At 75.9% G+C, this 13,113-nt stretch carries 14 protein-coding genes; 3 read left to right on the plus strand and 11 right to left on the minus strand.

The features are described from left to right. Positions 1 to 23 precede the first annotated feature (23 nt). From hemC to ACI79D_RS00175, 5 genes are all read right to left on the minus strand, one after another. Positions 24 to 962, minus strand: a complete 939-nt coding sequence (hemC, locus tag ACI79D_RS00155) for a hydroxymethylbilane synthase (protein WP_456916260.1) — start codon at positions 960 to 962, stop codon at positions 24 to 26. Continuing rightward, positions 959 to 2,335, minus strand: a complete 1,377-nt coding sequence (locus ACI79D_RS00160; RefSeq protein WP_456916261.1) for a glutamyl-tRNA reductase — start codon at positions 2,333 to 2,335, stop codon at positions 959 to 961. The genes hemC and ACI79D_RS00160 overlap by 4 nt, the downstream gene beginning before the upstream one ends. Then, positions 2,332 to 2,994: a redox-sensing transcriptional repressor Rex gene (locus tag ACI79D_RS00165; protein WP_456916262.1), complete on the minus strand. Its 663-nt coding sequence runs from the start codon at positions 2,992 to 2,994 to the stop codon at positions 2,332 to 2,334. Before ACI79D_RS00165 ends, ACI79D_RS00160 begins: the two co-directional genes overlap by 4 nt. Positions 2,995 to 3,308: 314 nt before the next feature. Continuing rightward, complete coding sequence (locus tag ACI79D_RS00170) at positions 3,309 to 3,554, minus strand: glutaredoxin family protein (RefSeq protein WP_456916263.1); 246 nt, start codon at positions 3,552 to 3,554, stop codon at positions 3,309 to 3,311. Further along, the gene (locus tag ACI79D_RS00175; RefSeq protein ID WP_456916264.1) at positions 3,551 to 5,098 is read right to left on the minus strand and encodes an AMP-binding protein; all 1,548 of its coding nucleotides are present in this window, start codon (positions 5,096 to 5,098) and stop codon (positions 3,551 to 3,553) included. Before ACI79D_RS00175 ends, ACI79D_RS00170 begins: the two co-directional genes overlap by 4 nt. A gap of 201 nt (positions 5,099 to 5,299) precedes the next feature. On the opposite strand from ACI79D_RS00175, the gene ACI79D_RS00180 reads away from it, so the two are divergent. The 3 genes from ACI79D_RS00180 to ACI79D_RS00190 all read left to right on the plus strand — a co-directional run bounded on the left by ACI79D_RS00180 (position 5,300) and on the right by ACI79D_RS00190 (position 8,350). Beyond that, complete coding sequence (locus tag ACI79D_RS00180) at positions 5,300 to 6,040, plus strand: sigma-70 family RNA polymerase sigma factor (protein WP_456916265.1); 741 nt, start codon at positions 5,300 to 5,302, stop codon at positions 6,038 to 6,040. A gap of 121 nt (positions 6,041 to 6,161) precedes the next feature. Next, a complete protein-coding gene (locus ACI79D_RS00185) occupies positions 6,162 to 7,337 on the plus strand; it encodes a DUF5667 domain-containing protein (RefSeq protein WP_456916266.1) in 1,176 nt (391 codons plus the stop codon). Between the two features lie 98 nt (positions 7,338 to 7,435). After that, positions 7,436 to 8,350 carry an HAD family hydrolase gene (locus tag ACI79D_RS00190; protein WP_456916267.1) on the plus strand — a complete coding sequence of 305 codons (915 nt, stop codon included), beginning with the start codon at positions 7,436 to 7,438 and terminating at the stop codon, positions 8,348 to 8,350. A 111-nt stretch (positions 8,351 to 8,461) separates the two neighbouring features. Here the strand turns inward: ACI79D_RS00190 and ACI79D_RS00195 are convergent, their stop codons facing one another. From ACI79D_RS00195 to ACI79D_RS00220, 6 genes are all read right to left on the minus strand, one after another. Next, positions 8,462 to 9,367: a lysophospholipid acyltransferase family protein gene (locus ACI79D_RS00195; RefSeq protein WP_456916268.1), complete on the minus strand. Its 906-nt coding sequence runs from the start codon at positions 9,365 to 9,367 to the stop codon at positions 8,462 to 8,464. Next, complete coding sequence (locus ACI79D_RS00200; RefSeq protein ID WP_456916269.1) at positions 9,360 to 10,466, minus strand: NAD-dependent epimerase/dehydratase family protein; 1,107 nt, start codon at positions 10,464 to 10,466, stop codon at positions 9,360 to 9,362. The genes ACI79D_RS00195 and ACI79D_RS00200 overlap by 8 nt, the downstream gene beginning before the upstream one ends. Before the next feature lie 10 nt (positions 10,467 to 10,476). Next, positions 10,477 to 10,575 (minus strand): 30S ribosomal protein bS22, encoded by a 99-nt coding sequence (locus tag ACI79D_RS00205; protein WP_012854759.1) that lies wholly within the window; start codon positions 10,573 to 10,575, stop codon positions 10,477 to 10,479. A 334-nt stretch (positions 10,576 to 10,909) separates the two neighbouring features. Beyond that, the gene (locus ACI79D_RS00210; RefSeq protein ID WP_456916270.1) at positions 10,910 to 11,257 is read right to left on the minus strand and encodes a helix-turn-helix domain-containing protein; all 348 of its coding nucleotides are present in this window, start codon (positions 11,255 to 11,257) and stop codon (positions 10,910 to 10,912) included. 251 nt (positions 11,258 to 11,508) lie between these two features. After that, positions 11,509 to 12,342: a pyrroline-5-carboxylate reductase gene (gene proC, locus ACI79D_RS00215; RefSeq protein ID WP_456916271.1), complete on the minus strand. Its 834-nt coding sequence runs from the start codon at positions 12,340 to 12,342 to the stop codon at positions 11,509 to 11,511. Continuing rightward, positions 12,339 to 13,079 carry a hypothetical protein gene (locus ACI79D_RS00220; RefSeq protein ID WP_456916272.1) on the minus strand — a complete coding sequence of 247 codons (741 nt, stop codon included), beginning with the start codon at positions 13,077 to 13,079 and terminating at the stop codon, positions 12,339 to 12,341. The genes proC and ACI79D_RS00220 overlap by 4 nt, the downstream gene beginning before the upstream one ends. Positions 13,080 to 13,113 lie beyond the last annotated feature (34 nt).

Genomic DNA, 13,113 nt, shown 5'->3' on the forward strand with positions numbered 1-13,113 from the left:
CTGCCCGGCCGGGGGGATGGGGCTCATCGGGCGGCCGCCATGAGCTCGGCCGCGCCGCGGTCGAGCAGTTCGGCGGCGAGGTCGCGGCCGAGCTGCTCGGCCTCGGCCGGCGGCCCGGTGATCGAGCCGCGGACGCCGTCGCTGCCGTCCAGCGCCGTCACCGAGGCGCGGAGGAACAGCTCGGGGCCGTCCTCGCCCTCGGCCAGCTCGGCGTAGGCGGCCACCGGGGCGCTGCAGCCGGCCTCGAGGGCGGCGAGAGTGGTGCGCTCGGCGACCACGCAGGCCCGGGTGGCCGGGTCGTCGAGGGCGGCGAGCAGCTCCCGCGTGCGGTCGTCGTCGGCCCGGCACTCCACGGCCAGCGCGCCCTGCGCCGGCGCGGGGAGCACCTGGAGCGGGTCGAGGGTCTCGGTGACGGCGTCCAGCCGGCCCAGCCGGGTCAGCCCGGCGCGGGCCAGCACGACGGCGTCGAGGTCACCCGGCACGACCCGCGCCATGCGGGTGTCCACGTTGCCGCGGATCGGCACGATGTCCAGGCCCAGGCCGAGCGCGCGCAGCTGGGCGACGCGGCGCGGGGCGCCGGTGCCCACCCGCGAGCCGGGCGGCAGCTCCCCGAGGGTCAGCCCGCCGCGGGCGACCAGCGCGTCGCGCGGGTCCTCCCGGGGCGGGACGGCGGCGACGGCGAGGCCGGGCTCGGGCAGCGTCGGCAGGTCCTTGTAGCTGTGGACGGCGACGTCGACGGTGCCCTCCAGCAGCGCCTGGCGGATCGCCGCGACGAACACGCCGGTGCCGCCGAGCTGCGCGATCGCCGCCGAGGAGCGGTCGCCCTCGGTGCTGATGTGCACCAGCTCGACGGGCACGCCGCTGGCCGCGGTGATCGCGTCGGCGACCGCCCGGGACTGGGTGGTGGCCAGCTGGCTGGCCCGCGTGCCCAGGCGGAGGGTGCCGGTGGTGGTGGTGGTCATGCGTGCCCACCGCCCTGCCGCAGCTCGTCGGGGTCGACGGTGACCGCCTGGGCGAGGTTGGCCCGCTCCGGGGCCAGCTCCGCGTCGATGCCGAGGCCGAACAGCGCACGCAGCGCGTCGGCGTAGTCGACGCCGCCCGGCGCGCTGGCCAGCTCCTTGACCCGCACGGTCGGCTCGTGCAGCAGCTTGTCGACGACGCGGCGCACCGTGCGGGCGACCTCGTTGCGGGCGCGCGCGTCGAGGTCGGGCAGCCGGGTCGACAGCCGCAGCAGCTCGGCGTCGACGACCTCGGCGGCCTGGCTGCGCAGCGCCGACACAGTCGGGGCGACCGCGGCGGCCTGGCGCTCGGCGCGCAGCAGGGCGGTCTCGGCCTCGATCAGGGCGTGAGCGGCGGCGACGTCGTCGGCGGCCACCGTGCCCGCGACGGCCCGCTCGCCGTGCAGGAGAGCTCCGTTCCGCTCGCCCTGCAGCAGCGCCAGGTCGACGACGTGCACGCCGGGCACGGCCGCGACACCGGGGTCGACGTCCCGCGGGAGGGCGAGGTCGATGACGACCAGCGGGCGGTGCACGCGGTCGGCCATCGCGGCGGCGACCACGTCGGTGCCGATGACCAGGCCGCGGGCGCCGGTGCAGGTGACCAGCACGTCGGCGGCGGCGATCTCCTCGGGGAGCCGGGAGAGGTCGGCGGCGCGGCCCTCGACCGACACGGCCAGCCGCTCGGCGTGCGCCGGGGTGCGGCTGCTGACGGTGACCGCGGCGCCGCGGCGGGCCAGCGTGGTGGCGGCCAGCGCGCCCATCGAGCCGGCGCCGACGACGAGCACCGGGCGGCCGGCCAGGGAGCCGATGCGGCCCTCGGCGCGGTCGAGGGACACCGACACCAGCGAGGCGCCGGCCTTGTCGATGCCGGTCTCGGAGTGGACCCGCTTGCCGACGCGCAGCGCCCGCTGGGCGACCGGGTGCAGGGCCCGGCCGACGGAACCCTGCTCGCGGGCGAGGGCGTAGGCGTTGCGCAGCTGACCGAGGACCTGGGTCTCGCCGACGACCATCGAGTCCAGCCCGGCGGCCACGGTGAACAGGTGGGTGACCGCCTGGTCCTCGTAGTGGACGGTCACGTACGGCGAGAGCTCCTCGACCGTGGCCCCGGCCTGCCGGGCGAGCACCCGGCTGACATCGGTGACGCCGCCGTGGAAGCGCTCGACCTCGGCGAAGACCTCGACCCGGTTGCAGGTCGCCAGCACGATCGCCTCGCTGACGTGGTCGCTGCCCAGCAGCTCGTGCAGGGCCTTGACGGTGTCGTCGTGGCCCATGGCGAACTGCTCGAGCAGCGCGACCGGGGCCGTCTGGTGGCTCACGCCGACCGCGAGCAGGCTCATGCGAGCACCTCCACGGCCGGCGCGGCGGCACCGCGCTGCTGGCCCAGGAAGGCGAGGACCTGCAGCTCGACGGAGAGGTCGACCTGACGGACGTCGACCCCCGCGGGCGCGGACAGCGCCACCGGTGCGAAGTTCAAGATGCTCCTCACCCCGGCCGCGATGAGCCGGTCGCAGACGGACTGGGCGACCTCGGCCGGTGTCGCGATGACCCCGATCGTGGCCGCCGTCGTGGCGACCACCTCGTCGAGCTCCGCCATGGGACGGACCGGCTGGCCGCCGATGTGCTGGCCCACCCGCGCCGGGGCGGCGTCGAACAGGCCGACGAACCGGAACCCGCGGCTGCCGAAGCCGGCGTAGTCGGCCAGCGCGGTGCCCAGGTTGCCGATCCCGACCAGGACGCAGGCACGGGATCGCTCGACGCCGAGCACCTGCGCGATGCGGTCGCGCAGGGTCGCCACGTCGTAGCCCACCCCGCGTACGCCACAGGGGCCCAGGTGGGAGAGGTCCTTGCGCAGCCCGGCGGGGTTGACGCCGGCCGCGGAGGCCAGCTCGCCGGAGGAGACGGTGCTGCGGCCGCCGGCCAGACCGGTGAGCACCCGCAGGTACACGGCCAGGCGGGCGACGGTGGCCTCCGGGATCCGGGGCCGCGGCTGCGTCACGGGACTCTCCTCGCCGGCGCTCGTCGACCCCGTGCCGCGCGTGCTGCTCCGCCGCATGACCTCGCCGGCTCGGTCACGTGACTACTCCACAGCGGTCGCGCCCGCACCTCCGGCGGGTGCCGGATGCGGTCGTACGACATCGGGGACCCGGGCGGATTGCCGCCCGGCGACAGCCACGGTAACCGCTTGTGAACGCAGGAACAAAGTCGCTGGGGGCCTGATCGGCCACACGCCAGCGCAGAAGCGCCCTGCTGTGGTGGAGACCATACCCCGCGCCGCCCGGATCGCCCCAGCCGGGTGACCCGCGGCTGTCGTCAGGTCAGGCCGAGGTCCCGGCGCAACCTCGGGACGTCGACCGCGAAGTACGAGTGCTCGCGGCCGTCGAGCAGCACCACCGGCACTCGGTCGCCGTACTCGGCCTGCAACTCCGGGTCGGAGTCCACGTCGACCGACCCCGTCGGCAGGCCGGCCTCGGCGGCGATCTGGGCGAGGGTGGTCGCCGCGTCCTCGCAGAGGTGGCAGCCCTCCCGGGTGAGCAGCTGCAGTCGCGCCTCGGTCACGTCGCCCCTCCCGTCCCGGCCGGCTCGGCGCCGGCGTCCTCGTCCGGCTGCATCAGGCCCAGCTCGCGCAGCCGCGCCCGGCTCACCTTCCCGGTGAGCGAGTGCGGCAGGGCCGCGAGCACGTGCACCGACGTCGGCACCTTGTACCGCGCCAGCGACGCCGCGGCGTGGGCGCGGAGCTCCTCGAAGGTGACCTCGCGTCCCGGCCGCAGCGCCACGACCGCCCGCACCGCGTTCCCGGTGCGCGGGTCGGGGACGCCGATCACGGCGCTCTCCGCGACCGCGGGGTGCGTGTCGAGCACCCGTTCCACCTCCGCGGGGTAGACGTTGAAGCCGCTGACCAGCACCAGGTCGCTGCGCCGGTCGACCAGGTGCAGGTCGCCGTCCTCGTCGGCGTAGGCCAGGTCGCCGGTGGCCAGCCAGCCCTCGGCGTCCGGGCCGTCGGCGCCGTCGGGCCAGTACCCGGCGAAGAGGTTCGGCCCGCGGACCCAGATCTCGCCCGGGCCGTCCCCGGCCTCCTCCTCCGGCTCGTGCAGGGCGGTGTCGCGCAGCTGCAGCTCCACCCCGGGGATCGGCCCGCCGATGCAGGCCGGCTTCGCCCGCCCGGTCGCCAGGGTGCTGGCCACCACCGGGCACGCCTCGGTCAGGCCGTAGCCCTCCCAGACGGTCACCGCGGCCCGCTCGCGCATCGCCGTCCACACCTGCTCCGGCAGGGGCGCGGCCCCGGAGGTGGCCACCCGGACGGCGGCGAAGGCCCGGCGCAGGCCGGCGTCGGAGCCGGCGGCGTCGGCCGCCGCCAGCCACGCCTGGTACACCGGCGGCGCGGCCGGGACGGCGGTGACCTCCTCGCGGGCCATCACCTCCAGGGAGGCCGCCGGGTCGAAGGCCGGCAGGAGCACGGCGCACGCGCCGGTCGCCGCGACGAGACCGAAGCCGGCGTTGAGCCCGTAGACGTGGAACAGCGGGAGCACCCCGAGCACGCGGTCGTCGGGCCGGACGGGCGCGGGGTCCATCGCCAGGCACTGCACCTGGTTGGCGTGCAGGGCCCCGGCGGAGAGCATCGCCCCGCGGGGGCGGCCGGTGGTGCCACTGGTGTAGGCCAGGAACGACAGCGCGGCCGGGTCCTCTGCGACCTCGGGCGGGTCGGCGTCGTCGGCCGGCGGACCGGCGAGGACGGGCACACCGGCGACCGGGTCGCGACCGCCCGCGGCCACGAGCAGCGCCGCGCCGGAGTCCTGCAGCAGGTACTCCAGCTCCGGGTCGGTGTAGCCGGTGTTCACCGGGACGACGACCAGCCCCGCCCGCAGCGCGCCGAGGCTCGCGCGCAGCCAGTCGGTGCCGTTGGGCAGCTGGACGGCGACCCGCTCCCCCGGCTGCAGGCCCCGGGCGGCGTAGCCCGCGGCCGCGCGGTCGGCCTGCGCGTCGAGCTCGGCCCAGGTCAGCCGCTCGTTCCCCGCGACCACCGCCGGCGCATCCGGCCGGGCGCGCGCGGCGGCCCGCACGAGCGCGGCCAGCGACATCCCCGGGTCGGTTCCGTCGGTCACGGACACCTCCTGTCGGAGCCTCTGTCACTCCACGCACAGGAGGGGCATCCCGACGCTCTGTGCCCGGGTGGCGTGGACGGGCTGCGACGATGTTGTCACCATGGGCTCAGTCCCGCAGCACCGCGCGGCCGGCTGACCCGTCGCGCGTCCGGAGCGAGCCGACGCGGCTCCGGCGGGCCGACGAGGAGGTCCGACGCCCGCATGACCCGGTCGCGCCAGGTGGACGCGCGCCCCGCACCGGTCCCCGACGGGCGGTCGGAGCGGCCCGGCCCGGCCCCGCGTCCCCGCCCCACCCCGCAACCGCGTCCGGCCGCCGTCCCTCCGCCGGACGCCGTCGAGGACGAGGCCGGCGTCGCCGAGGAGCTCGCGGCGATCGGCGCGAGCGTCCCGCCGCCCACGGTCGACGTCTGGGCGCTGGTGCGGCAGGCCCAGGACGGCGACGCCGAGGCGTTCGGCCGCCTCTACGACCACTACGTGACGGTGGTCTACCGCTACGTCCTCCACCGGGTGGGCAACCGGGCGCTGGCCGAGGACTTCACCAGCGAGACCTTCGTGCGCGCCCTGCGGCGGATCGACTCGCTGTCCTTCCAGGGCCGCGACGTCGGCGCCTGGCTGGTGACGATCGCCCGCAACATCGTCCTCGACCACGTGAAGAGCAGCCGGTTCCGGCTCGAGGTCACGACGGCCGACATGCGCGACGCCGATCGCAGCACCGACGGTCCGGAGGACGCGGTCGTGCAGCAGCTGACCAACGAGGAACTGCTGGCCTGCATCCGCCGGCTGGGCGGGGAGCAGCAGGAGTGCATCGCGCTGCGCTTCCTGCAGGGGCTGTCGGTGTCGGAGACCGCGGCGGTCATGGGGAAGAAGGAGGGCGCCATCAAGGCCCTCCAGCACCGCGCCGTCCGGCGGCTGGCCGCGCTGTTGCCGGAGGGGCTGCGGTGAACGCCACAGGAGTCCTCCCGCGGCAGGCCGTAACGGCCGAACGCACCGCGTCGTTGCCCGAGTGGGTGCGCTGCACGGGACGGCGCCCCCACAGACCCGCCCGACCCTCCGGAGGCCCTCGGTGAGCCCGCACGACGGACCCGCGCCCACAGGGTCGCGCCGTGCCGCCGTCCGGGAGCAGGAGGACACCGTCCTCGCGCGGCTGGCGGCCCTCGCCACCGCCCTCGACGACGAGCCCGACCCCGCCTTCCGGACCGCGACCCGGAACCGGCTGGTGGCCATGGCCGCCGTCCGCACCCCCGAGCCGGCCCCTCGCTCGCGCCTGCGCCGGCTGGTCGCCGGCCGGGCCGAGGACGCCGTGGCGCGGCCGTGGCGCACGCGGGTGACCGCGGGGCTGGCCGGTGCGGCGCTCACCGTCACGACGCTGGGCACCCTGGTGGCGGTGGCGAGCGACGCCCGCCCCGGCGACGCGCTGTACGGGCTCAAGCGCGGCACCGAGCAGACCCAGCTGGCGCTGGCCGGCGACGACCGCGGTCTCACACTGCTGCAGTTCGCCGCCACCCGGCTCGAGGAACTCGACGAGCTGTCCGGCACCGGCGCGGCGGACGTCGTCGTCGGCCTGCTCGACACGATGGACGCGCAGACCGCCGAGGGCGCCGCCCTGCTCACCACCCGGGCCGTGGACGGCCGGGACGCCGCGCCGCTCGACGAGCTCGCGGCCTGGACCGCGCGGCAGGACGCCGGCCTGGCCGCGGTGGAGGCCGGGATGCCCGCCGGTGCGACGACCGACCTGGACGAGTCGTCGGACCTGCTCGCCGCGGTCGGCGCGCGGGCCGCTGACCTGCAGGCGGCGCTCGCCTGCCCGGGCGGGCCGGCCACCGGTGGCAGCGACACCCTGGGGCCGGTGCCGGTCCCGTGCCCGGCCGAGGTCCCCGCGCCGGCCCCGTCCGTCCCCGCCGCGGACCCCTCGCAGCCGTCGGCCGGGGCCCCGGCCGACGAGTCCTCCGACCGCGACGCCGCGACGACACCGTCGGCGCCCCCCGCGCCGAGTGCGCCCCCCGCACCGGTCACCCCGCCCGAGGGCCGGAGCACCGGGACCCCGGAGAGGGGCGCCGACCGGGCGCCGTCACCCTCGCCGCAGGCCCCGGCCCGGACTCGGCCCTCGACGCCGTCGCTGCCGGTCCCGCTGCCACCGGTCGTCGGGTCGCCCCAGACGTCGCCGCCGTCCTCGTCGCCCTCCCGGCCGCCCCTGATCGACACGCCGCTGCCGATCTGCATCCGGCCGCTGGTCTGCTGAGGCGCGTCGGTCCTCACTCCGGGCGGCCACTAGGGTCCAGGGACAGGCCAACCGCCCCAGCCGCAGCACTCGTGGGGCCGGACAGGGGGAGGTCGACGGTGCCGGGACTGCCCTTCCGCAGCCGCCGTGCACGGGAGGCGGCGGAGCTGCCCGACGAGGGCACGCGAGCACACGTCGCCGGCGTCGCGTCGGCCGCCGCGGCCGAGGTCGAGCCGGCGCCGGCCGTCGTCCCCGACCTCACCGCCGCGGCGTTCTTCGACGTCGACAACACGATGATGATGGGCGCCTCGCTGTTCTGGTTCGCCCGAGGCCTGGCCGCCCGCAAGTACTTCAGCAGCCGCGACCTGGCGCGGTTCGTGTGGCAGCAGGCGAAGTTCCGGATCGCCGGCAACGAGAGCGCCGACGACATGCACACGATCCGCGAGAACGCGCTGGCCTTCGTCGCCGGCCGGCCGGTGGCCGACATCGTGCAGGCCGGCGAGGAGATCTACGACGAGCTCATGGCCGACCGCATCTGGGCTGGCACGCGGGTGCTCGCCCAGAAGCACCTGGACGCCGGCCAGCGGGTCTGGCTGGTCACGGCCACGCCGGTGGAGCTGGCCGGCATCATCGCCCACCGGCTGGGGCTCACCGGCGCGCTGGGCACCGTCGCCGAGGTCGTCGACGGCCACTACACCGGCCGCCTGGTCGGGGAGCTCATGCACGGCGAGGCCAAGGCCGAGGCGGTGCGCGCGCTGGCCGAGCGGGAGGGCCTGGACCTCGACCGGTGCACCGCCTACAGCGACAGCTCCAACGACCTGCCGATGCTCACCCTCACCGGCACCGCGGTGGCGGTGAACCCCGACACCGAACTGCGGGCGGTGGCCCGCTCCCGCGGGTGGGACGTCCGCGACTTCCGCACCGGGCGCAAGGCGGCCAAGATCGGCGTCCCCACGGTGGCCGCCGCCGCCGTCTCCGGCGGCCTGGTCGGCGGCGCGCTGGCCCTCCGCCGCCGCAACAAGCTCCCCTGGTGAGCGGGACGCCCCGCGGTGTGTGCACTCACCGCGGTCTCCGGCGTCGTTCGACGACGATGAGTGCACACACCTCGCTCATCCGCATCCAGGCGGACGCTCGCCTGCCGGAGCTCAGCCGAAGACGGACTTGCGCTGCAGCAGGAGCTGGTAGAGCGACTGCTGGATGGTCTCGCGCACCTGGTCGGTGAGGTTGAACACCAGCATCGGGTCCTCGGCCGCGCCCGGGCCGTAGGACGCCGTCTCGATCGGCTCGCCGAAGGCGATGTGCCACTTGGACGGCAGCGGCAGCAGCCCGAGCGGGCCCAGCGCCGGGAAGGTCGGCGTGATCGGGAAGTACGGCAGCCCGAACAACCGCGCGAGGGTCTTCACGTTGCCGATCATCGGGTAGATCTCCTCGGCCCCGACGATCGCGCACGGCACGATCGGCACCCCGGTGCGCAGTGCCGCCGTGACGAAACCGCCCCGGCCGAACCGCTGCAGGGTGTACCGCTCGCGGAACGGCTTGCCGATGCCCTTGAAGCCCTCGGGGAACACCCCGACCAGCTCCCCCTCGGTCAGCAGCCGCTCGGCGTCCTCGTTGCAGGCGAGCGTGGAGCCCATCTTCCGCGACAGCGACCCGACCACCGGCAGGTCGAACACCAGGTCGGCGCCGAGCAGGCGCAGCCGCCGCTGGGCGGGGTGGTCGTCGTGCAGCGCCACCGTGGTCATCAACGCGTCGACCGGCAGCGTGCCGGAGTGGTTCGCCACGACCAGCGCGCCGCCGGTGGACGGGACGTTCTCCGCCCCGTGGGTCTCCACCCGGAACCAGCGGTTGAACAGCGGCCGCAGCAACGGCAGCAGCACGTGGTCGGTGAGGTCGGGGTCGAAGCCGAACTCGTCGGTGCCGTAGTCGCCGGTCAGCCGCCGGCGCAGGAACTCCAGCCCGCCGGCGACCTGCTCCTCCCACGAGGGGGGCGACGCCCGGTGGACCCGCGGCTCGTCGTCGGGCCGCAGCGGGATCACGCGGGCCTCAGGCATCGTGCACCGCCCGCAGGTCGGGAGCCGCCGGCGCCGGCCGCAACCGCTGCCCCACCACACCGGCGGTCGCGCCCACCCGCTGCACCAGGGCGCGCGCGGTGTCGGTCACGCCCCGCACCAGGTCGGGAGAGACGACGGGGTGCACCGTCGCGGCGTAGTCGGCCAGGGCCTGCTCGGTGGTGTGGCGCGGGGTGTACCCGAACTCCTCGCGCAGCACGGTCGTGTCGACCACCCGGCCGAAGTTGAGGAAGCGCATCTGCTCGGGCGAGTAGTCGACGAAGCCGAAGCGCCGGCTGAGCCGGCCCACCGACCCGAGGGTCGGCGTGGGCAGCGGCACCTGCAGCCGGCCCAGCCGTCGGATGACCTGCGACAGCAACAGGGTGCCCTCCCCGCCGACGTTGACCGTGCCGGCGAACTCGCCCGTGGTGGCCCGGGTCAGCACGGCGAGGGCGTCGTCCTCGTGTAGCAGTTGCACGCGGGCGTCGTAGCCCAGCGCCGTGGGGACCAGCGGCATGCGCAGGAAGTGCGTGAGCAGCGAGTCGATCCGCGGGCCGATGAAGTTGGTGAACCGCAGCGCCGCCACACCCACGTCGGGACGGCGGCGCGCGAAGGACCGGACGTAGCCCTCGATGTCGAGGCTGTCCTTGGCGAACCCGCCGGAGGGGACCCGCCGGGCCTGCATCGCCTCGGTGAAGACGGCCGGGTCGCGCGAGGAGGCGCCGTAGACGGCGCTGCTGGACTTCAGCACGAACCGGCGCACCGAGGGGGCCCGCTGGCAGGCCGCGAGGAGCTGCATCGTGCCGATGACGTTGAGCTCCTTCATCGGCCCGCGGCCGCCGCTGCCGGCGGGCGTGGAGCTGATGTTCATGTGCACGACCGTGTCGACCGAGGCCGTCGCGATGACCTTGCCGATCAACGGGTTGCGGATGTCGGCCCGCACGAACTCGGTGCGGCCGAGGCGCCGGAGGACCTCCGGCGACGGGGGGACGGTGTCCACCCCGATGACCCGCTCGATGGAGCGGTCACGAGCGAGCTCGGCCGCCAGCGCACCACCCAACCACCGGCTCACACCGGTGACCAGGACGACGGCGGGCGGCACGAGCGTCAGCTCACTTCTTGTTGCGCCGCTGGACGCGCGTCTTCTTGAGCAGCTTGCGGTGCTTCTTCTTCGCCATCCGCTTGCGGCGCTTCTTGATGACCGAACCCATGTTGGTGCTCCCGACGTCGTCGCCGCGCGGCGTCCGCCGGTGACCGGTGGGGTCACGTCGGGCGCCGCGCGAGTGGTGATCAGCTCGTGTGCGACGCCCGGACCGGGCCCGGCGTCACTCGGCGCCCGAGCGTACCCGGCGCTCCCGCGGCGACGCTGCCGCGGGAGCGGGCCGGAGTGCGGTGCCACTCCCAGAGGGGAGTGGCGAGGAGCCCGGTCGACCTGCGACCGGTGGTCCCGTCCCGGGTCCCACGCTGAGGGTGGGGAGGACGGGCGGCCTCCCTGCAGGGTCCCGCCGCGAGCGTGCGGGCGGCGGGGGGCAGGGAGGTCCCTTCTCAGGCGATGTCGGTGTAGGCCTCACGCAGGTAGTCCTGCACGGCGCGCTCCGGGACGCGGAACGAGCGGCCGACGCGGACGGCGGAGAGCTCACCGGCGTGCACGAGGCGGTACACGGTCATCTTGGAGACCCGCATCATGCTGGCGACCTCGGCGACGGTCAGGAAGGTGACGGCCGAGCGCGGGGCCGGCACGGAGGGGCGGCCGACCGGCATGGCGGCCGGGTGGGCCGGCGCGATCGGGCGGGCCATGGCGGCAGCGGGGACGGGACGGCCGACCGGTCGCGGACCGGGCACGCCCGGGCGGACGTAGGCGGCAGCAGTGGCGTTGCGCTGGGGCATGGTCATGACTTCATCTCCGGACCTAGCACGCGTCGGGCGTCGGCTTCCCCACCGACTACGGGACACGCACGTGCTGATACAGAGCGTAGGGGGACTGGCGTGACAGAAGCGATGGAAGAAACGAACATGCGGACCGGTCCGTCCTGGGCAGAACTACACCTATGTAGCTACGTCGACGTGTGTCCTGGCGCGTCGCGGACGACACGTCGTCGTCCAGTCACGGATCGTTGACATGTCGTCCGCCGTTCGAGGTAGCCTCACCGGTCCCTCGCGCGCTGACCGAGCTCGACCGAGCGGGCGTGGGCGGCCTCGATGGCCGCGATCAGCGCCGCCCGCACACCGTGCCGCTCCAGCTCCCGGATCGCGGCGATCGTCGTCCCGCCCGGGCTGGTCACCGCCTCCCGCAACTGGACCGGGTGCTCGCCGGAGTCCCGCAGCATCACCGCCGACCCGAGAGCGGTCTGGACGATGAGGTCGGCGGCCAGCTCCCGCTGCAGGCCCAGCAGGATCCCGGCGTCGATCATCGCCTCGACGAGGTAGAAGAAGTAGGCCGGACCGCTGCCCGACAGGGCCGTCACCGCGTCCTGCTGACTCTCCGGCACCCGCCGGACCCGACCGACGGCGGCCAGCAGCGTCTCCGCCTCGTCCAGGTGCGCCTCGTCGGCGTGGGCGCCGGCCGAGAGCACCGACATCCCCTCGTCCACCAGCGCCGGGGTGTTCGGCATGACCCGCACGACCGGGACGCCGTCGCTCAGCGCCGCCTCGATGGTCGCGGTCGGCACGCCGGCGGCGACCGAGACGACCAGGTGCCCCGCGTCGACGACGTCGGCGAGCAGGCCCAGCAGGGTGCCGATGTCCTGCGGCTTGACCGCGAGCAGCAGCACGCGGGCGCGGGCGGCGGCCTCCGCCAGCCCCACGGCGGGCACCCCGTACCGCTCGGCGAGCTCCGCGGCCCGCTCCGGGTGCCGCTCGCAGACGAGGATCCCGTCGGCTCCGCCGCGGCGGACCAGCCCGGACAGCAGCGCCTCGCCGATCTTCCCGCCGCCGATGATCGCCAGACCCGAGCGGCCGGCGCCCTCCCGCCCGGTCACGACCGGCCCGCCAGGCGGCGCACGGCCGCGACCGTGGCCCCCTCACCCGACGACAGGGCGACCCGCACCCCGTACCCGCCGGCCGCCAGCCGGCGCTGCTGCTCGGTGCGGACTCTCCACGGCATGACGTACTCCCAGCTGTCGGGTGCTCGTTCGTTCCAGGCGGCGCGCTCGCCGGCGATGGCGACCAGCCGCGGGTCGGTGGTGGCGAGGGCCGGCCGCCCGGACCCGGCCATCAGCACGTTCAGGCAGCGCACGAAGGCGAGGTCGGCGGACGCGCCGCGCTGGTCGAGCAACCGCACGCGGCGGTCGGCGAGGTCCCGGCAGCGCTCCTCGGCCCCGGGGCTGCCCGCCGGGACCACGACGGTGGCCGAGGGCAGCTCCGCGGCCAGGGCGTCGACCGCGGCCGGTGCGCCGGCCAGGGCCACTCCCAGCCCCGCCGCGACGGCGGCCCGGGCGACCCCGCCGGCGTCGGCCCCGAGCCGGTCGACCGGCACGGTGAGCTCGCAGGCCGCGGCCGGCGCGGTCTCCGCCACGCGGGCGGCCAGCGCGCGCAGCTCCGCCGCCGGGTCGGCCGTGCCGGGACCGGGCAGGTGCTCCAGGGCGACGAGGGACCCCGAGGCGGTCAGTTCGGCGACCGCCCGCACCGCCTCGTCCACCGTCGAAGCGGTTCCCACCAGGGCGCCGAGGCGGCGACCGAGCAGGGCGAACACCGGAGGAGGCGGCTGCGCGGGCACGAGCCGAACGGTAGTGCGCGCGGCGTGTGCCGCC

This window comes from Geodermatophilus sp. SYSU D00708, assembly GCF_054050115.1.